The 20100-nt window shown below is 39.8% G+C and carries 12 protein-coding genes and 4 pseudogenes; 2 read left to right on the top strand and 14 right to left on the bottom strand.

The features are described from left to right. Positions 1-25: 25 nt before the first annotated feature. The 4 genes from brxC to AC3IT7_RS15065 are packed head-to-tail and all read right to left on the bottom strand — an operon-like array spanning position 26 to position 5825. Entirely contained in the window at positions 26-3703 is a 3678-nt protein-coding gene (gene brxC, locus AC3IT7_RS15080) for a BREX system P-loop protein BrxC (RefSeq protein WP_489250042.1), read from the bottom strand. A 41-nt stretch (positions 3704-3744) separates the two neighbouring features. Further along, positions 3745-4320, bottom strand: a complete 576-nt coding sequence (locus tag AC3IT7_RS15075) for a DUF1788 domain-containing protein (protein WP_005403808.1) — start codon at positions 4318-4320, stop codon at positions 3745-3747. Between the two features lie 16 nt (positions 4321-4336). Further along, the gene (locus tag AC3IT7_RS15070; RefSeq protein ID WP_004704365.1) at positions 4337-4948 is read right to left on the bottom strand and encodes a DUF1819 family protein; all 612 of its coding nucleotides are present in this window, start codon (positions 4946-4948) and stop codon (positions 4337-4339) included. A gap of 10 nt (positions 4949-4958) precedes the next feature. Next, entirely contained in the window at positions 4959-5825 is an 867-nt protein-coding gene (locus tag AC3IT7_RS15065) for a BrxR family helix-turn-helix transcriptional regulator (protein ID WP_489250041.1), read from the bottom strand. A 208-nt stretch (positions 5826-6033) separates the two neighbouring features. Here AC3IT7_RS15065 and AC3IT7_RS15060 point away from each other — a divergent pair, with 208 nt between their 5' ends. Beyond that, complete coding sequence (locus tag AC3IT7_RS15060; protein ID WP_058952660.1) at positions 6034-6363, top strand: DUF4236 domain-containing protein; 330 nt, start codon at positions 6034-6036, stop codon at positions 6361-6363. 271 nt (positions 6364-6634) lie between these two features. On the opposite strand, the gene AC3IT7_RS15055 is transcribed toward AC3IT7_RS15060, so the two are convergent. The 9 genes and pseudogenes from AC3IT7_RS15055 to AC3IT7_RS15015 all read right to left on the bottom strand — a co-directional run bounded on the left by AC3IT7_RS15055 (position 6635) and on the right by AC3IT7_RS15015 (position 17771). Next, positions 6635-7867, bottom strand: a complete 1233-nt coding sequence (locus AC3IT7_RS15055; RefSeq protein ID WP_001255534.1) for an ATP-binding protein — start codon at positions 7865-7867, stop codon at positions 6635-6637. A 536-nt stretch (positions 7868-8403) separates the two neighbouring features. After that, a pseudogene (locus tag AC3IT7_RS15050) lies at positions 8404-9135 on the bottom strand (HNH endonuclease signature motif containing protein); the annotation flags it as partial. 70 nt (positions 9136-9205) lie between these two features. Continuing rightward, positions 9206-10335, bottom strand: a protein-coding gene (locus tag AC3IT7_RS15045) for an IS3 family transposase (RefSeq protein WP_489250040.1) whose coding sequence is annotated in 2 segments (ribosomal slippage) — positions 9206-10083 and positions 10083-10335 — 1131 coding nt in all. Because the reading frame shifts where the segments join, the coding sequence is not laid out codon by codon here. A 468-nt stretch (positions 10336-10803) separates the two neighbouring features. Continuing rightward, positions 10804-15855: a tyrosine-type recombinase/integrase gene (locus AC3IT7_RS15040; RefSeq protein WP_489250039.1), complete on the bottom strand. Its 5052-nt coding sequence runs from the start codon at positions 15853-15855 to the stop codon at positions 10804-10806. Continuing rightward, entirely contained in the window at positions 15852-16523 is a 672-nt protein-coding gene (locus tag AC3IT7_RS15035; protein ID WP_034439774.1) for a hypothetical protein, read from the bottom strand. Before AC3IT7_RS15035 ends, AC3IT7_RS15040 begins: the two co-directional genes overlap by 4 nt. 146 nt (positions 16524-16669) lie before the next feature. Continuing rightward, positions 16670-17002 (bottom strand): annotated as a pseudogene (locus AC3IT7_RS15030) (IS66 family transposase); the annotation flags it as partial. A gap of 74 nt (positions 17003-17076) precedes the next feature. Then, positions 17077-17265 carry an IS66 family insertion sequence element accessory protein TnpB gene (gene tnpB, locus AC3IT7_RS15025; protein WP_005100789.1) on the bottom strand — a complete coding sequence of 63 codons (189 nt, stop codon included), beginning with the start codon at positions 17263-17265 and terminating at the stop codon, positions 17077-17079. Beyond that, positions 17262-17414, bottom strand: coding sequence for a transposase family protein (locus tag AC3IT7_RS15020; protein ID WP_489250038.1), 153 nt, complete (start codon positions 17412-17414; stop codon positions 17262-17264). Before AC3IT7_RS15020 ends, tnpB begins: the two co-directional genes overlap by 4 nt. Continuing rightward, positions 17411-17771 (bottom strand): annotated as a pseudogene (locus AC3IT7_RS15015) (transposase). Before AC3IT7_RS15015 ends, AC3IT7_RS15020 begins: the two are co-directional and overlap by 4 nt. Before the next feature lie 87 nt (positions 17772-17858). On the opposite strand from AC3IT7_RS15015, the pseudogene AC3IT7_RS15010 reads away from it, so the two are divergent. Further along, positions 17859-18624, top strand: a pseudogene (locus AC3IT7_RS15010) (IS5-like element ISAba31 family transposase). A 303-nt stretch (positions 18625-18927) separates the two neighbouring features. Here AC3IT7_RS15010 and AC3IT7_RS15005 read toward each other — a convergent pair. Beyond that, on the bottom strand, positions 18928-20100 hold the full coding sequence (locus AC3IT7_RS15005) for a replication initiation protein (protein WP_100358213.1): 1173 nt from the start codon (positions 20098-20100) through the stop codon (positions 18928-18930).

The raw sequence follows: 20100 nt of genomic DNA, 5'->3' as shown, positions 1-20100 counted from the left end.
CTGATGCCGATATCCCTAACCCGAGTTAGCGGATACGCACACGCTTTTTATCACCCACAATTTTTTTCAATTCAGCTTTGAGTGCGTCTACAAACTGATCCACTGATTCTTCTGTTTCCAGATAGACACTACTTGAACTTTTGCTGTAAATGCTAGCAACATCAACTTCTACCACTGGTTTCGGTGGCACTACGGCTGTCGCAGGCTGTACCGGACTCACAGCAGGTGCTGATGTTGCTGGGCTGGAGATGGTTGCAGTGTTGGTTACACTCTCGGCTTTGCTCTGAGCCAGTTGTGCCGCTTTGGCCTGACGCTGAATTTCCGCCTGAACTTCGCTCTCCAGCTCATACAAGGCTTCATCAAAACGCTCGACGGCGGTTTGGGTTTGCAGCATATAGATGGTGGACAGGCTAGTTTCCACTTCAATATCCGCTTTGAGCAGTTGTAGTGGGCGTAGTAGCTTGTTACTCAGTTCAGCAGTGGCAATGCCACTGTTCTTGATCTCGGCTTCCAGTTGCTTGATCTTGTCATCAATGTGTTCTATCGCCTGACTGCACTTTTCCGTCAGTAAACGTTGATTGACACTTTCCACGGTGCGAACCAAATCAGCGATTTTATTTAACAGGCCATAGGGCGATTCAAGGGTCGAAATGCGATGTAATTCGGAGAGGGCTTTTTTCGCCAGCTCATCACTGCCCAGCGCCTGTTTGTTTTTCTCAAAATGACGTAAGGCCTGTTGCAGTTGCTGCCAGCTTGGCATCTGGTTGCTAAAGAATTCATGAATGTCACGATAATCTTCTTCCAGATCAAGATAGTCGTCCTTGTTCTCAACCACGGCCTTAAAGAAATCGAAGCTGTCGCTATTCGCCAGCAGACGTTCCAAAGTCAGAATCGACTTTTCAATCACTTTCTTGCCCGGGAACTGCCCGACATCAGTTTTACTCTTATACGACTTAAAGTTGGCTAACCAGTTTTTAAAATGTTGGGTATAGAATTCAAACAGCTCTTTTTCTGTCGCTGGTCCCATGGCCGAGAACAGCTCTTGGGTTAGTTGACGTGCCTGTTTCAACACCTGATCATCGGTCTGGCGCTTTTTCATGATTGTAACATCACGACGACGGCGGCTGTTTTGTAAAGGCTCAAAGGCATCCTTTAGCTGTAAGGTCGTACCTAGCTGTAGTGAAATCCGCCCCATCGCAGCCAGTTGACCTACCAGCAGTAAAATCTCGGCATCCGGCCAGCCATAAGGACGTTTGGCAAAACGATCGACCACATCTGAGACCAGAATACGTTCGCTACCAGTGGCGCGTAGTGCAATATACTGCTCCACTTCCTGTAGGGCTTTGGGATTGCTCTGACCGCCATCCAGAGACAATCCGAGCTGTGCCATATCATCTACAGTCAATACGGCGTTCAGTTCACGCCAAGCATCCTGCTGATAGACCTGCAGATAGCTCAGTTTGGTATAGGTGTTTTCCAGCAAATAACGACAAGCCTCATCCAGCTTGGTGGTTGGACTTGAAGATGAAAGTTGTAGATATTGACCCAAGGCATAACTTTCTGCGTCCAGCAGCATTTCTTCGACCCGGACGCGCAGACGTTTTTTGCGTTCCTGGTTCTCACGACCACGGTCTGCCAGAATACGGCTGATATCGGACTGAGTGCCATCATCATTTAAGCGGATGAATTTATTGGTTTTCAGCCAGGTGCGCAGTTCATTAAAGAACTGTTTATCGTCTGCCAGTTTAAACAGCACTTGTCCTTCGGCCTGAGTACTTTTACCAATACAGTAAGCTTCAGTGTAGAGGTTGTATTCCGTATCCAGTGGAGAAATGATTTCAACTTTCAAATCGCTCTCATACTTGCCATCCAGGCTATGGCTATCTAGGAAACGACCAATCTGATAGTCCATCTTGTTGGCCTGATGGCGGTATTTGTTCTGATCGCGCAGTAAATCTTTAAAGATCAGGTTGGCTAACTCTTTATTTTCTTCTGAAGCTGCTAAGTCAGTGGCTTTAATTTTTCGGGTGATATCACGTTCTTCATTGGTCAGGAACAGGAACTCATCGCCATTCCTCGTAATCAGGCTCTCTTTTTCCAGACGCTGCAGGCTCTCTTCAATCCGCTTGCGCAATCCCAGCTTATCTTCATCAATTTTCTCAATCGACAAAGTCACCAGGTTATCCAGCGTACCTTTGATGATATCGACATAGCGGATCATGAACAGGGTACGCAGCATCTGCACATCAAAACCATCCAGGGTTTGATTCTGCCCTGCCTGGTCGATGGTACGCTTCACTGCAGTATCCAGGAAGCCTTCGACTGAAGTATAGAAGCGGTGGAAAGGAACCAGGGCACCGACTTCATCTGTGGCAATCGCATTCGCGGCCATCTGGAACGCATCTAGCATGGACCGTTCACCATAGGCCAGATGTGCACCGGTCGCACCGACTTTACGGATTTCTTCAAATACTTTTTGTACCAGCTGGAAATGGTACGGCGCAAAAGGATAGTTATGAATAAAACTGTCTGGCCCCTCATAGTTCTTGAGGGTTGGGCCTGAACGGTCAAAGGTAATCTGATTTTTTAAGATATCGCCCTTTTGCTCAAACACCGATCTGAGCAATGCTTCTGCTTCTGGGGTTTTGCGTAATAAACGTTTCTGGATGACTTCATCGGTATTGGAACTGGACAGTGATAAACGGGTTTTAAAACGTCCAGCAATCTTGGAGAAGTCATTGGCTTTGGAAGAAGACATCTCACCTAAAACAGCATCGATGTCTGCCTGTGAGGTGACGATAATCCAAGCTCGTCCTTTACAGATCGTACCTAGGTTTTCAGTAATGGTTTGCAATGTCAGCATCAAGCGGGTATCACTGCCAATAAACTGCCCCACTTCATCCACCAGAAACAACATGCGTTGCTGAGGTCCTTTGCTGTCCAGGTATTCTTTAACCCACTGACAGAAGTTTTCGACCGAAACACTAAAGGTCTGCTCAGAATCCTCAAACCATTTATGCGCAGCTTCAGCAGATAAGTTGAGGGCTTGGGAAATTGCGGTTTCGACATCATCCTGATAGAACTGATAGCCGTCACGCTCCTCTAGCCAGGACATGCCGCTGGATTCCTCAAACGCCTGTTTAAAGCGCTCATACACACCTTTCTGGCTCAGGTGACGTTCCATATGGGCAATATGTGGATGGTCAGCACTAAACCCCTGATATTCGTTAAACACGCGTAAAAACACATTCAGAATCGGATTGCCATCATCATTGGAGCTGGCTTTACTGTCGATGTTAAATAGGATGACATCGGCATGATGGCTAACCGCTTTACCAATATCTGCACGGATAAACGCATCCCGGATTTTGCTTTCATCAAAGAATTCTGCAGCACTGCATTCGTTACCTTCCGCGTCACGTGCCACTTTATTGGCCAGAATATATGACAAGGTTTTCAGGAAGTGTGATTTACCTGAACCAAAGAAGCCTGAAATCCACACACCGACTCGGTTGGCAATCGAAGGATCGCTTAGGTCTGTACCATAAGACTGGAAAAAGTCCCGAAAATGCTTTTCCAGCTCATTGGTGACCACGTATTCATCGAGTTCCTGATATACCGTGGTATTGTCATTCTGGTCTGCCTTGACCACCCCGTTTATCGCACGATCTAATGGCTTGTAAAAAAGTTCTTTAATGTTCATCTCAATCCATTCCCCCGAATTCTTATTTCTATTTGCCGTGTTTAAGGCACTAATCTGAATGCTCTGTAGTAATTGTTGCTTGGAATTTTTCCAAATAAACTCATCGCTTGACCGTCGTAATAGCCTGGGTAAAACAGTACCACCGGCTTATGCCCCAGTAACGAATGCAAACTGTTCAATAAGTGATGGGCACGTAACAGAGGCCAAACCGACCCTACCCCAGTCATCAACACAATATCTTGCGCATTGGTGGCATATTTACTCACCAGATACGGCGCGAACTTATCCATATGCAGTGGACCTTTCAGCGCTTTGAGCAGCGCCTCATCGCCTTTGGCTTTTTGCATTTGAATGGCTTTATCGATGAAGTTACGCTCAGCCAGATAATCCACCACGGCTTGCAGCAGGTTAATATTCACCACCTTCAGCTGACTGTGTTTTTTCTCTAGCATCCCTTCGAGAAAATGCAGATATTCGCGCACCTTCAACTCATCTTCAGGTGCATAATCAAAAATCCAGAAGCCAATTTCATTGCCCAATCCTTGTCCAGTGAGAAACTCAGTGGAAAGAATTCGCTCTGGAATCTGGTTCAGACGCTCATGTATTGTTTGACTCATTGCTGCCCCTCTACAACTAACGCGTCCATACCGACACTTCCATAGATCTTTTAATGCGTTGTTTATAATGTTCTTCCAACAGGCTACGCAGCTCTGCTCTGACGATCACGCGCTGCAACTCCAGCTTACGGGTACTTTTTAAGTAACCGGCTTCTGCCAGCATGCGAAACACCACCTGCCCCATTTTTTTCTTGCTGGACTCTTTCCAATCACAGATATCCGGATCGCGTTGTGAGCGTTCATCCAAAAAATCTGACCAGATATAACTGTCCAAGTGTTGCGCCTGGGAGATATAGGCATCCCTCATCACCGTTTCCATAAACTCAAGCAGCAACAGGTTGCGTTCCAGTGCGCCACAAAAAGCCACCTGGGTCGCCAGCTCATCATCCCCATCACGCAAAGCTTTCCAGAAATCAGGCTCTAAGCGCTCAAGACGCTTACGAATGGCAGTGGCGTTACGTTGGGCTGAAGCAGGCGTTCTTTTTTGCAGAATATTGTCAATCTGAATTGCCTGATGCCATTGTTCTGGAGTCGCTTCTCGTAATAACAGATCCGCGATCAGCCGGCTTTCACGCACCATCAGGGAACCGCCAATCAGGTCACTGTCATAATGAAATTGTTCTAACATAGCCAATCTCCTATGAGGCCTGATCAAACAGGTAAGACGACAGCTTTTCGATATCTGAGCGTTGTAGTACCAAGGGATATTTCAAGGCATCTTCCGCCTCAGCCAGCGTGATCGCGGCCTGATATCGCTGCAAGGTATAGTGAGCCAGGGCTTTTTTCACCGGAATCTGTAATCTGCCATCAGGCATGCCGAAGTCTTTTTCGACCAGCGCTTTTTGAGCTTCATTCAATTTTGGATTAGGGATCAGCGTCAGTACAATTTCTTCATGCCATTGCTGATCCTGAGTAGGGTCTACTGACTCAATCGCCACCACAACAGGTGTGCGATCAATTCTGGAGAGTAAAAAGTCCTTAAACTGCTTGCTCTGATGGCAATAGGCACGGACATGCCAGCGAAAACCGGTATACACCAGGGTATGTGGGGAAATCATGCGTTCATGCCACTGCGGATTCTGCATCGAGGCATAAATCATTTTTAAAGTGTTTTGGTTTCGGCAGGCACGCAAAACTTCCCGAATCACTTCAGGACGTATACTGCGATCAGGTAATTGAACTGCTGCAAGATTCGGTTCTGGCATCGCAATCAGGGCATGCGATTCACTGACCAAGCCCGAGATCATATTGAGATATTCATTGATATGTACGGTAGTCAGCACCGGTTGAAACGTGGCTTTAGGCACATAGCCTTTTACGGAGGGATCATGGACCAAGGCATCTGGGTTATACAGCGTATTGTAACGCTTGATATCCGCAGAAGCCTGCTGTCGACTGAGCCCAAACCAGCTCATTAAACGATTGGTAACCAAACGACCTTCCCAGTAAGCAAGCAGCTCGATCGCTCGCATTCGTAGCAGGACTTCATGCTTATCTGTCGTCATATACCAATCAGTCAATAAATAGCAGCTTTAAGATTACCCTACAGCAAATATACAGTAAACATTTTTGACGGTATTTAAAGGTAGTATTGCAATCACCAGATAAAAAATATACTAGTATCCTGATGATAGCCGTCAAAGTACGATCTCTAGCAGATCATGGATCCTGGTATAGCGCGTGAATTGAGCTAAGTTTTAGAATGAGAGCAATATGGGTTTTAGATTTCGTAAAAGTATTAAATTATTCCCGGGTTTTAAAATTAATCTGACCCATAAAGGCATCAGCAGTGCCAGCATTGGCAAACCTGGTGCTTCTCTAAATATTGGAAAAAAAGGTACGCGAACCAGTGTCGGTATTCCAGGTACGGGACTATCTTACTCTAAACACCAGCCTTACTCTAAAAAGACCCGTGTTCCACAACCGACATCGCTAGAACACACGGAATATAATCCTCAGAATTTAGAACAACCGAACACAAAGATCTGGCCTTGGATTATTTTTGGAATATTGTGTTTTATGGTGGGTGCCGTCATTTTTTAGCAAGAACAGCATTGTATTTTGATCAAAAAAAATGCCCAGATGGATGAATGGGCAAACTAAGGAATTAATATCCTTCAGAAACTCCAGCGCAATTCTCGCTACTTTCAGTAAGCGACTCTGGCTCAATCATGATAGTCTGACTCAATCAAATCGAGGTAAATCGATCCATCACAATTGGAGCAGAAATTATGCTTGAATACATTCTTGAATGATGCTGAAAAGTCTTTGAGTTTTAATTAATAAATAAGAGTATCCATGTCTACCCTCAACTTTACTTATTTTCAGATAGCAACCAATCGAGAGCACTCATTTTTACAATACCATTATAATTCGCTTCAGTCCCTATCGTGTCTAAGGTAAGCAAATACTTGGGATACGAATCAGAAATTTTCTGTAATGGACGTAACTCTCGGCTGAGTGTCTCCTCATTGAGCGTTTCTAATGCCACCTGATAATAAGTTAAATTCTGTAAAGTATCGACAGCAACAAAATCAATTTCATATTCATCAACCCGCCCTACATAGACCGTATAACCTCGTCTGACAAGCTCAAGATAAATCACATTTTCTAAGATATGACCTTGATCAGCATTAGCATCAGGCAACATAATCCGGCGCAATCCGACATCAACTAAATAGTATTTTTCAGAGGATTGTAATAACTCACGCCCGCGTACTTTAAATTGTGCGGCACTATAAAATAACAAACTGTCCTGTAAGCCCTGAATATAGCGTTTTACTGTTTCAAATGAAATCTTAACCCCACTTGAAACAAAGGTATTTTTAATTTTATTGATGGAAATAGGTGAGCCTGTCACGCTTGCCAAATATCTTGCGACACGCTCGAGAGAGTTAATATCGGCAGTATTCAAACGGGGAATAACATCTTTAAACATTACACTGGCATAGACCGCTTGCAAGTAATCATAAGTTTCCTGCTGGCTAGTCATGGCAAGCGTATAAGGGAAACTACTGCGCGTATACATGGCATACAAATCACGATTGGATAATTGTTGGATGATCGGATTATTTTCAATATGCCACTGTTTAAATTCTTGGAATGACAGAGGTAGAACGTGTTGCTCGATATAGCGTCCTGTAAGTAAAGTCGCAAGTTCTCCACTTAGAAAGAATGCATTTGAGCCTGTAATATATAAATCGATATAATCCCGAACATATAAAGAGTCGACTACTTTCTCAAAATTTGTAACATGTTGTATTTCATCTAAAAAAACATAGTTTTTTTTACTTTTATCAACTTTGGACAATACATAATCATGTAGTTTACGGTAATCGGTGAGTTCTTCAAATTCCATAAATTCGAAGTTGATGGCAATGATGTTTTCGGCTTGTACACCCTGTGCTTTTAGGTCTTGTTGAAACATCGCCAATAAGGTGGATTTTCCAGAGCGACGCACACCTGAAAGTACTTTAATGACATCACGGTCTTGCCATGTATTCAGAAATTTTAAGTAGCCATCACGTCGAATATTAGCGCTTCTCATTATTTACACTTAGAATCTAAAGTTTTAATAAATTCTATCAAATTTTAGAACGTATATGTAAATATATTTAATTTTAGAAAAAGTTTAAAGGTTAAGTGAAACATTCAAAGCTACTGTAGAAGCATGTAAACAGCAGATCTGATCAAAATCCAAATTCTGTCTTTTTGATTATTTTCCATGTTATGTTATTTCATTGATGCTACGAGTTAACTGCTATATAAATTAAGTGAAAAGTAAATGGAACTAAGATGTTAACTAGAGTGGAACTCATTTTTATTGTGCTAATGGTATCAGCCTTATTGCGTATGAATTGCTAAAAGGTTTATTTTAAAGTCACCTATACATGTTTTTGATCAAAAAAAAATGCCCATAGGGGGAATCTATAGGCAAAACTAAGGACCTTGACGGTCATTCAGAAACTACAGCTAGTTTCTGGTTGTGATTCTAAAGTGAATTAAAAACAACCACATTGGCTGAATATATCAAAAGTTAAATCATTGATAAATTTTAGAAAATTAATTTACCCCCTCTGCTGCTCAATACAGTAATTCACCAAACAAATCCGCTCTAATCTCTTCCAGGCTCAGATCTGATTTCATCCTATTACAGATGGGATGAACCAGCAGACCATTCTCTAGAACGCCTTGCCCACCTACGGCTTTGGCAATCCTATGATCCGATTCAGTAGAATCAAGATAGATCAATCCATCACAAATGAGGCAAAAGTTATGATTACCCACCACAAAATTGTGCTTAAGCAGACTCTTGGTTAATGCCGAAAAGGCCTTTGGCTTTGACCGAGAAATTGGACTAATCGACTCCACATATCCCACCACATTCTTGACTACTGCATCATCATAACCACCCAAAAACCTTTCGACATAGAACTCGTTAAAGTTTATGTACTTGAAGGCCTTAGACATGGACAGAATAAAGGTATTCAGGCATTTCTCATCATCAAAATCAACCTCCATTTCCAAGCTTAAGCAAATAAAGGCTTTATAGACAATTTGTAGCCGATCATAGCCCTTGATACCACTGCCGAACTTGCCGACCGTTTCGGTGGTCGCCACGGGGAAATTGGCGATCAAGAACTCAATACTACGGCGTACCCGGGTGAAGTCCTTGAAACTAATCTTTCGATGATGAATCTGCATGCGGCTTTCATGAATTTCATACACAATTGAAAACCATGCAAGAAAAGAAGTAATCTGAAAACGCTGATCCTTATAAAAATATAAGTATGGATGTAAGCCCAAACTCGGAACTAATGTGGTTCCGTTAATTAGACCACTCAATTCAGTTTTATAAGTGATAAATCCGCTCTAAATATTTAAATTATGCTGCCATTACTTTTAGTAAAGGTTGATCATAAAATTCATTTGGTGTTGCCTTATTCAAACTTGAATGAGGACGTATCATGTTATAAAAATCCAAATATTCAGCAATTGATAGTTTCGCTTGTTTAACCGTATCGTAAGCCTTCAAATAGACTTCCTCATGCTTCACGCTGCGCCATAAACGCTCAATCATTACATTATCCATCCATCGTCCTTTCCCATCCATACTGATACGGATATTTCGCAATTTTAACTCATTCAAAAATGCCTCGCTTGTGAATTGACTGCCTTGGTCTGTATTAAACACCTCTGGACAACCATATTTCACAATTGCTTCTTGCAACGCATCTATGCAAAAGTCTGTTTCCATACTGATCGATACTCGATGAGCCAGTACTTTAAGACTATGCCAATCTATAATTGCACACAGATAGACAAAGCCTTTAGCCATAGGAATGTACGTGATATCTGTACACCAGACTTGATTAGAGTGATCGATGACCATGTTTTTCAACAGATATGGGAAAATACGGTGTGCAAGATTAGGCTTACTGGTATTGGGTTTTGGATACAAGGCATGTATTCCCATCAAGCGCATTAAACGTCGGACTTTACGCCGACCTATTTGATGTCCTTGACGCTGTAGCATATCTCGTATCATTCGACTGCCCATAAATGGGTAGTCGAGATGAATTTCATCGATTAGACGCATCCAACTCAAATCAGTTGATGAAATCTCTTTGGGCTTGTAATACAACGTACTGCGATTGATTTGAATCAATTGCGATTGTTGTCGTACCGAAAGTTGATGGGTCTTATCGATCATTTTTTGCCGCTCAGCTGCCCTATTTTTCTGAGCGCACCTTCTAAAAAATCAATTTGCAATGCCTGATGTCCTATCTTGGCATGTAGAGCTTTGAGGTCAATCTCTGGTTCTTGTTGTGCTGTTGGTCGTGAAAAAATATTGACTGATTGCTCAAGCAGTTGATTTTTCCAATCGATGATTTGGTTTTGATGTAAGTCGAATTGAGTAGAAAGTTCAGCGAGTGTGTGGTCGCCTTTAATTGCTGCGAGAGCAACTTTAACTTTAAACTCTGCTGAATGATTACGACGTTTTCTTCGTGTCATGGTTGACTCCAAAAACAAGCATTTCCCATGCTTATTGGGGAGTAGATTATCACTTATAGGCGTGGTCTAAAATCCTATACCCACATCATATGGATCAAATTGAAAGCGAAGAAAAAAATCAAATTCGCGGATTTTCAGGTCTTTTAATCACTTATTAAGCTTAGGCTATTTCCCCTAAGGAATCATGTTACATAGCTTCCAGCAGCAGACAAAACACAATAGATAATGCGATGTTTTTTGGTTCTGTTGATCCATAAAAAATACTTAAGTCTCTATTATTAAGCTATAAATGAGCAGCAAGAAATTTTCCTAGTCAGGTAAATGATATTCATGCACACGTAGCTATCTCGAACGAATTCACAGAATTTGGCTGCACTTATATCCAAGTTGTCACTTGAAATTAGCTCAATTAAGGTAGCGCTGTCTTTCAAACCTTTGTGTAACAAAGCGTGCGTAAGTCATATATACTTAGATTCTGATATGATCTCCAATCGCTAAATATCGTACACTCAACCACGCAAGTACCCATCGCACGGCGCTTAATGACGCTTGTTGAGACATTATTCTAAAATAATGATATTTATTATGTTTCATCACTACCGGAAAAAACTGATGTTCTATAAGAAGTGAAAGCATAGGTTTATCTTCTGCCGTAAAATGCATCAATACTTTTGTTACATTACTTTCATACAACCATTTTTTTATTAACCAATTATAAGTGTCTGATTGGTTTCGTTCTAAATAATCAAATCGCCCTAAAATTTCTTGTGCGGAATTAAAATCTACAGCACTTAGTAATTCAGGCAAACGTGCTAATTTTCCTTGTGTCAATAATGAATGTCTTCCTATATTTGAACCACGTTTACCTGAAGGAATTTTTGACATCGTAATTAAAGCTCTCTTCCAGGACTCAATATCTAATTGTGGCTGCCCCTGTCCAGAAATAAGATACCGCTCAATATCTTCAATCTTTTGAAACAGTTCGTGTTTAATTACTTTACCCGTCGAATTCCCTCTTTTTTGAGCATAGATTACCCATCTCTGACTTTGTCTTTTTTTGAGTACATATTTTTCGATGATATCTCTCAACTCATATTTTAGATTACCATTCTGTTGGTTAATCGCTTGGAAATGCCTGAATAAATTACTCCGACTCATGACTCGCTTAAAAAATGCAGTATGTAAATTGGGTTGCTGTTGTTGCATGCTATAGGCATAAGTAGCTAGAAATAAGATATGAATATAATGCTTTAATGTTGTCGATTCATGTAAATGTCCAAGCACTCGACTAATCGCCTTAATCCCTTGCCCAACCTGTCCTTCATTGCCTACTAGCGTATTAAATTGCTCATTCGATGGCATCCAAGTTTGTAGCCATGGCAGTTCTATTGTCAGCGCTTTAAAATCAACCACTGTTTGCAAACACTTTAAAGTATATACACTTGCAAACGTATGTCTTAAATGATGTAAGCTGAGATCAATATCTCCAGTGGCTTTCTTTAATATTTGAGATATTTGATCAAAAAAAGGCCTATGCTCACTGTTCTCATCGGACATTAATATTGAATCTTTTTTATTCTGATAAATATCATCTAATCCCTTTTGAATCGTCTGACTTAATAAATTCATCGGAACAACACGTTCTGATCCAAGTGTTTTTAACTGATGCTCACCATAAGGACGAATTCGGAGCATATCCTCATCAATATCTAAGGGCCGTAAATGAAGTGTCTCTGAACGGCGTACACCCATCGCCGCAGATAAACGAAAATGACGCTGAATCTCTAGACGTAAAGCAGTATCATTCACCCCAGATTCTACAGATTGTAATATTTGAACGATCTGCCGCACTTCATTTTTTGAAAAAACCTTAGCACTTGCTTGATGCGCTGTACGCTTGTGTAACTTTATACGATCATCATTTAATTGAATTAAAAAATCTCTAAAGCGATTCCACGCAGCGAGATGCTTGCGGTGTGGAAAATGCTCTTGCGTCAACTCCATCCATTTTTGAAATACATCTTCATCAATCTGGCTATCTTTTGTTAAATCTTCTGAAAACCCCAATATACCTGCACTGACGATGGCCAAATGTAGATGAATCATATTTCGATTCTGTAGACTTAACTCTTCTGCATCACAGCGTAAAATCAACCATTGCACAAAGCATGTTAATAAATTGACTGAGTAGTGATTCGTTTTATTACTAGCAAGCTGTTTAAGCCAAATGCTTGATCTAGACTCACCTTTTAGTTGCTGAATCATCGCTAAAATATCAGACAAATGTAGTTGCTCATCGCCTATTTCTATTTCACTTTCTGGCTCAGTGCTATCTAAACCTGTGGTTAATTTTTCATATTCGGATAATCGTAATAATTCATTTATTGAAAGATCTTCAGTCAGGACTTGGCCTGATATATAACCTGCAATCAACGGAGTGCTATTTAACATCACCTTTTGCTGTAAAGCTTTCAACCATTGAGCTAACGATAGAGTTGACTTAAGCCCTATTTGTTTTAAATATGTATTAAAACACTTTTGCCAAGCCGTTCTTTGTTGATTTCTTGACTGTGCTAAAATCTCTTTTAATCGGGGCTGTAGATACTGTCGGTCTACTAATATTAAAGTCGAGACATAAGGACTTAACAGTACTGTACGGCGTATCTTCGTCACAGATCTATCATTATTCACTGTTAGCTCAACAAGTCGACTATTCCCCATGGCGACTATATATTGATCAGAAGCAATAAACTCCAACATCGCTTGTAAATGGCTCACTCTGCACAGTTGTGAATACATGGAGAGTACAACCAGCAAACGTCCTATTTCAATATCACAATTTTGATGTTCAGGTAAATGTTCTAAATCCTTCTGAATAAGATCAAGTAAGTTTTGTTCAGTATAACTCCATGTACTAAAACTATTTTCAGATGTCAGCCACGTACGATTAGCTTTTTGAGGAAGTTGAACGAATAAAGGAATTTTAGTTTTATCGCGAATATAAGCACAATATGCCTTTATGGCTTCTGGCAAATCAATGTTTATATTTTTAGCTAAATGGGAAGCTAATACATGTCCAAGCTCTAAAGCTACTTGTGGCTCAGGATTTTCCTCAAAAATCAACGGACAATAGGACTCATACTCTGAGTTTTTCAGCCATTCTTTTACATCATTCTCTGAATATTGTATTCTCAGCTTCGTCTCTACTTGAGCTGTTTTAGTCTCTTGGGTTAAAACAAATGTTGGAATATGCTTGATTTTAAAAAAATCAAAACCTTCAAGACATTCGAAACCTAATTGTTTTTGCAAGTTTTCTTGTACATCAAGCCACTGTTGTTGAAAAGCTGATACAGGAAATACAGATAACATATCCCATGGATGACGACCCCGTATCCAGTGCCCAAGTCCAGCGTCCTTGAACCGTCCAGGTAACTGATTATAATCAGAGCGAACCAACTTCCGTGCCCAATTTCTAACTAAACCTTCAATCTGATGAGGAGCACAAAGTTGCACAGCATAAGATGATAAATCAACACGTGGTTCAATTTGCTCCCCTAGCATTCCCATCAAACCACGTAAACCTTGAATCTGTTTGATCAACGCTTGCGTCAATGGCACATAACGATCGGTTGATTCATCTTGATGATGTTTATCTTGAATCAATGCCCAGCCTTGCTGACTGATCCACTTTGGAAAGGGCTGCTTAATTCCTCGTCCTGCAGTTGCAAGATTCATCCATAATGCTGTATACAACGTCAAGCTATCAAAGAGCACCTGCCAATTTTTATGTTCAGAAGCCTGATTTATTCTCTTTTTTATTCGTGTAATTTCATTTTGTATTTCAACAATCTTTATTCCAATTGGGCTACCCACACGCTTATTGGAAGAGTATATATATTCAGGAATATTAATTTTTATCGTTCTTAAACAAGCAGCCCAGAGTTGCTCAAGTTGCCTCTGTTCAAAAGAGGCATAATGAATCAAGTTATCATAATTTCGACCTGATGCATTAGTCACTGCTTTAACGACAGCTAAATCACCTTGGCTATGATCATATAACAACCGTGGAAGAATATCTCGAATGCTTTTGAGGCTGATTTCTAGCTCTTTAGGTACACGGTTAATCAGTTCACTCACGTCACGTTCAACTGCCATATGATGTCTTGTAATCCCAAGATTTTTGACTTGACTCACTAAATCATTGAGTTCAATCGGTAAAACCAAATGTAATTCATTGGTCCATGGCACATGAAATTTAGAATCTTCTGGTTTTTTTTTGAGTGTCGGTGTCCCTGCAAACACACTTAATACATATGCAGATAAAGTATGATCATACTGAATAGCAATATTATTCTGATCTGCATTTTGACTAAAACGAGGCGCTGTTAATTCACTCACCGAACGTCCTGTGAGTAAACTTAATATTAAAGCTAATTTTGCGCGTAAAATTAAGCTGGTATCAGTATGAGATGGTTGACAGAGCCTAAATATTTCTTGAATTGAAATTAAGGACAATCGCGATTTGGTCCAAACTAAACCAACATTTGCAGCTTCAATATGTTGAGAAGTAGACTTAGAGGCATAAAAACCTCGAATTAAATCGGATTGTTCTGCCAAAAAAAATGTAAACAATGGCTCCAATGGTGTTTCATCTTCTTCAATCTCATTATCCTCAAATACTTCAGATACTAGACCACGATGAATTTCATCTACATCCTCTAAAGGTTGAATAGCAATACTTAATGAGCCGTATCGTTGCAAGATCAGTTTTCTATGCTTTAACCCTATACGGTGTAAAAATTCTCGACGTTTCTTCTTATTTTTTAGTGGATCATTTTGCCAAATTTGGGATAAAAACAGCTTTAATGTATAAAAAACATCATTTAATCGTTTATTTTCAGAACCAGCAGACATCAAATGAATCAGTTGTTTCGGTGAATTTTGAATAAGTAATTCTTTGACTTGTTCTAAAATATACTCATTACCTTGATCGCCCAACAGCCTGATTGCTAAAAAGGCGTTATACACACGAGATCCTTTTTGAGCTTTCAGCTTTATGCTTCCATCACCCTTTAAATAACTACTATAAAGCCCTAGGGTATGTACTTTTTTTTGAAAGTGAAATATTTGCTCTAAAAACCAAATAATTACTGTATCAAAACTCTCATTATTTCGACTTCGTCCTGCTTGAATCAATAGCAAATCACAAATTCCACTGTCTCCAGTGTATGGACGTAATGGCGTGGGTGTATGTCTGTTTCTATCTATTGTTTCTGAGAAAAAATGTGCATATTCCTCAGAATCCTGCAATCTACTAATGATCTTTAACGTATTAAGCTCATCACGAAATTCTGGTAATTCATCATCCCCAATCAATGTGAAGATTCGCTGACAAATGACAACAATGCCAGCTAAGCTATAGTGTGCACGCAACAAAAATAATGCTTGGATCAGTTCTTTTTCTTCTATATTTTCATTCTGATTAATACATTCTAGGAGCTTCTTGAAATAACTTTTCATGAACTACTCCGAATACGATAGACTCTTGCCTTCTTCAAGTCTGTTAAAGCCAAAGCAACTTCTGCCATTGGTGCCACACGAACAATTTGCTGCTGATATTTTTGATAAAGTTCCTCCAGTCGAGGTAAAAATACAGAAAAGTTAGCTAAATGAAAATATGGTTGCACAGACTTGCCCAGCTCTTTCACTTTAATTCTTTCTAATGGCAAAAGCTTCTGGGCGATATAACCAGCTAAAACATTTTCGATTAAAAAATTACCACTCACCACCGGTGATGCCCAATTAACCAATTCTTGAACAAAGGAAATCGGCAGCTTTTTCAAAAAATGCTGTGTATTTAAAAATAAAATCATTTCTTCTGGATCTAAACTCTTTAGTCGAAGTTGGCCTGCAACCACCATCTTGTCCTGTGCTTTATCCACTTTAGCCCAGTGTCTTCTTTTCACACTATCCTTTAGAGTTTTTACCTTACATAAGTCCCTATCGACAGCAAGCAGTAACTTACGATATATCGCGAGCAGTAGTAATGCTTGATTTTTAATTTTTTCTGAAAACTCCCCGCTCATTTCCTCATTGAGTAACATCATTTTCAAAACTAAAACTGGGCATGGTTTTTCAAACCTGCCTTCAGAAATTGTTAATGCATCAATGAGCAATGGTGTCATCATTTTTTTCTGCACAGGGAAGTTATTTTTAGCGTCACAATAGTAGAATAACACAGTCCCAAAATTAACAAAATTAAATCAAATAAATTTTATATTTAATAAAAAAGTATTTGATTTATATAATTTATTTACTAACTTTATTTTTATACTAATTCATCAGCGGCGATATCTTCTTCGACCGCTTCGTCCCAAAGATGGATTTGTTTGGCCGTTAAGTGTTCATTCTTCTGGGCGAACTTATGCCGTTTAAACTGCGCAAGTTCATGCTCGTATTTTTGATTGAGAATAGAGAGAGATTTAACTTTAGAATCTAATTGCTGATTGGTGACTTCAAGATGTTGAACTCTGGCATCTAATTGCTGATTTGATTGTTCCAGTTGTTGTTTTGATTATGCTAAAGACTGATGCTGCATCGCCAATTGCCGGGTAAATTCCAGCAGTTGTTCATGGGGCAGTTGGCTTAAATCAGGCAGCGTATTCATGGCCGCAGTATGCTTGAGGTCATGACGCAGAGGAAATAGAATGTTTGGAGAATAGCAGAATGGCCGAGCTTGGTTTAGAGCATTGTTACCACTTGCTGCAGACCGATTCTTTGCCAAGCTAAACCTTGGATCAGTGCTTGTAAGTGCTCCGGGCTGAGGGCCACGGTTTCACCCTGGTGAACTTTAGCCCAGTGGAATTTTCCCTGTTCCAGCCGCCGGGCACACAGCCAGATGCCCAGTCCATAATGCACCAGCACTTTCATGTGATGGTCACGTTTGTATTACAGAATAGGTAAGCACAATGCGGTTTGATATAGCCAAAGGCTCTCAGCACCTGAGCCATGACAGTATCCATACCTGCTCGCATATCCAGAGGTTGGGTAGACAGCCAGATTTCATCGATACGGATCATGTTGCAAGTGCCTTGAGTAATTCTCCTAAAGCAGATATTTCTGATACTTGCCATTTCAAGCCAATTTCTGATTTTGAGTGGGGTAAAGTAATTTGAACCGTTAACATGTCAGTAGGAGTAGGATCTAATGGTGCAGAGCAAGATAAAGCAATAAATGCAGGTTTATTCGGTAGTGGTGAGCGATCATTTCTCTAGCTTACCATCAATTAAGCGAATCCAGTTGGATAGGGGATTTGTATTCAATCCATGTTGCAAAGCGACTGAAGCAATTGAAACGTCCGGTGCTTTACAAGCCTGAACGATCTGCTGTTTAAATTCAGCACTGCATGTTCTTCGTTTTTTCTCAAGAGATGTGATGGATGTCTAGGGTGTGTTGACACTTTTAGCTTAAAAAAATAGCGAAGTAGTAAAATCAAATCGCCAAACCCAATTTTACTATTCGCTATGCCTCGTACCATGCTGACAGATCAACACTGGCAAAAGTTGAAAGTTATTCTGCGTAATTTATCCATTCACCACAACTCAAATTTACGCAATTTTATTGAAGCTATTCTCTATAGAATTAGAACAGGCTGTCCGTGGCGAGATATTCCTTCTTGTTTTGGTCATTCCAACTCTATTTTCAAACGTTTTAATCGTTGGTCAAGCAGCGGTAAGCTACTTAGATTATTCAAATTACTAGCCTCATGCCCCGATATGGAGTGGATTTTTATTGATGGCTCTCATGTACGTGCTCATCAACATTCTGCCGGCATAGCGAATCAATCTATTTCTAAAAGTGTAGGAGGAAACTCCTCAAAAATACATTTGATTGTTGATGCAGATGGCAATCCTATTGATTTCATTATTACCGATGGAACCACACATGATGTTAAAGTTGCACCTGATTTAATATCAACATTAGATTTAAAAGAGACAAAAGTGGTATGTGCAGATAAAGGCTATGATTCAGAACCACTGCGTGAACAGATCAGGAAAACAGGGATTAGAGCGAATATACCAAAGAAAACGAATAGCCAATCGAACAATGACCATATGGACTGGTATTTATATAAAATCAGGCATTTAGTTGAAAATATGTTTTGTAGATTAAAGCAATTTAGAGGAATAGCTACTCGATATGACAAGCTCAAAAGAAATTATCAAAGTTCTGTTGCTTTAGCCTGTATATTTTTATGGCTACCTTTATAGGGTTAATTATGAACAGTAAATGTCAACAGACCCTAGTTATTTGTAGTCATAAATTTAGTCCCCACTTGTTTTTAAGTGGGGACTAAATTAAGGCTTATAGGATGAATTCATAAGGTGTGTTCAGCGAACACTTACGTTTTGAATAGATTTAAGGAATTAGGCAGACCTCATACCCAAGTTGTCACTTGAATTTGGATAACTTAGGGAAGATCTATATCTAAAGCCTTTATCCAACAGAGTCGTTTTTATCCTAGGGTCCTTACCACTTGTATTCTTTACAAACATATATTTAAAAAAGTGTAGCAAGTTGCTACACTTTTCGCTAGATCAGCTCTTTACCAAAAATATCATTCAGTCTTTCACGAATACTTTGAACGAATTCCGGATTGTTTTTAAGTTTATGCTTCATATTTCGTTTAAAGTCATTCAGCCCCATACCAATTTCAGCAAAATCCATTTGGAATAAAGTGTCATTAATGACAATATTTGCTTGAGAGTCAGTGAGGCATCCTACTTTTTTAAACCACTTCTTGAACTGCTGATAATTTTCATCATTATTAAAAATATACCAAGAACGTACATTCGTATCGAATTTAGCCCCTAATTCTTTTACGGATGCATTGTCTTCAAATGGAACATCAAGATAGATTTTTTCGATCACTGCAATTTCATCCAGTGCCTTATCAGCAATCCGATGATGTAGTTTAAAATTCACACCTACAATTGGACGGCCTTTCTTAACGGTTTCATACTCTAATTGTAGATCTGTATTTTCGTTAATTTCTGCCACTATTTTGTCTAATACATAGCGTCTAAAATCTACCCAGCGATCATATTTGGTTTCATTAATATCAATCAGTGCTTTCAAGTTTTCTAAAAGTAATGGCACTTCATAACTCTTTTGATTGGCGTACTTAAATTCGTTTTTAATGAAATAAGTATAAAGACTCATACTGGCAACAGAATCTAGGGCAAAAAGATGTTTTAGCTGATAGGTAGTAAAATTACCCCCAGCCAGTTGAGTGAAATACGGCAACACCTCACTGGTAAAACGAATCTGAATTGCATTTTTAGAGTCATCTTCCCATCTTAACTCACGGATAATGGGAACGACAGAATGTACTTTTTTAGTCTTTCTCTTACCATTATCAGCAGGCTCCTCAATAATAAAATGAGCTACCCGGGATGAAAGCTCTTTATAGATCCGATCTATTGCAACATTAATTGAATTGCGTTTATTCAATCCGAGCAAATCAGCCAGATCATCCTTATATAAATAAATATAGGTTTGCTCGGTTATTTCGCCATCTACCCTATTTTTCTCACTATAATTTGCAACCGCCATTGCATACAAAAGCGCCTTATACTCATTGGCTGATAACTCAATAGGACGAATCAAACGGTTACTGGTACTTACAACGCCATTATGGCGAATGTTGCCGATACAGTAAGGAATATAATTCGATTCTTCTTGCAATGGATCAGATTCTGTCAT

Source organism: Acinetobacter sp. KH_038 (genome assembly GCF_057839405.1).
Note: the sequence above shows the minus strand (reverse complement) of the source record. Positions and strands in the feature narration are given on the sequence as shown.

Excerpts from the sequence above, each read along its gene's own strand:
- brxC (WP_489250042.1), bottom strand. The coding sequence starts at position 3,703 with ATGAACATTAAAGAACTTTTTTACAAGCCATTAGATCGTGCGATAAAC.
- AC3IT7_RS15075 (WP_005403808.1), bottom strand. The coding sequence starts at position 4,320 with ATGAGTCAAACAATACATGAGCGTCTGAACCAGATTCCAGAGCGAATT.
- AC3IT7_RS15070 (WP_004704365.1), bottom strand. The coding sequence starts at position 4,948 with ATGTTAGAACAATTTCATTATGACAGTGACCTGATTGGCGGTTCCCTG.
- AC3IT7_RS15065 (WP_489250041.1), bottom strand. The coding sequence starts at position 5,825 with ATGACGACAGATAAGCATGAAGTCCTGCTACGAATGCGAGCGATCGAG.
- AC3IT7_RS15060 (WP_058952660.1), top strand. The coding sequence starts at position 6,034 with ATGGGTTTTAGATTTCGTAAAAGTATTAAATTATTCCCGGGTTTTAAA.
- AC3IT7_RS15055 (WP_001255534.1), bottom strand. The coding sequence starts at position 7,867 with ATGAGAAGCGCTAATATTCGACGTGATGGCTACTTAAAATTTCTGAAT.
- AC3IT7_RS15040 (WP_489250039.1), bottom strand. The coding sequence starts at position 15,855 with ATGAAAAGTTATTTCAAGAAGCTCCTAGAATGTATTAATCAGAATGAA.
- AC3IT7_RS15035 (WP_034439774.1), bottom strand. The coding sequence starts at position 16,523 with ATGATGACACCATTGCTCATTGATGCATTAACAATTTCTGAAGGCAGG.
- tnpB (WP_005100789.1), bottom strand. The coding sequence starts at position 17,265 with ATGAAAGTGCTGGTGCATTATGGACTGGGCATCTGGCTGTGTGCCCGG.
- AC3IT7_RS15020 (WP_489250038.1), bottom strand. The coding sequence starts at position 17,414 with ATGATCCGTATCGATGAAATCTGGCTGTCTACCCAACCTCTGGATATG.
- AC3IT7_RS15005 (WP_100358213.1), bottom strand. The coding sequence starts at position 20,100 with ATGACAGAATCTGATCCATTGCAAGAAGAATCGAATTATATTCCTTAC.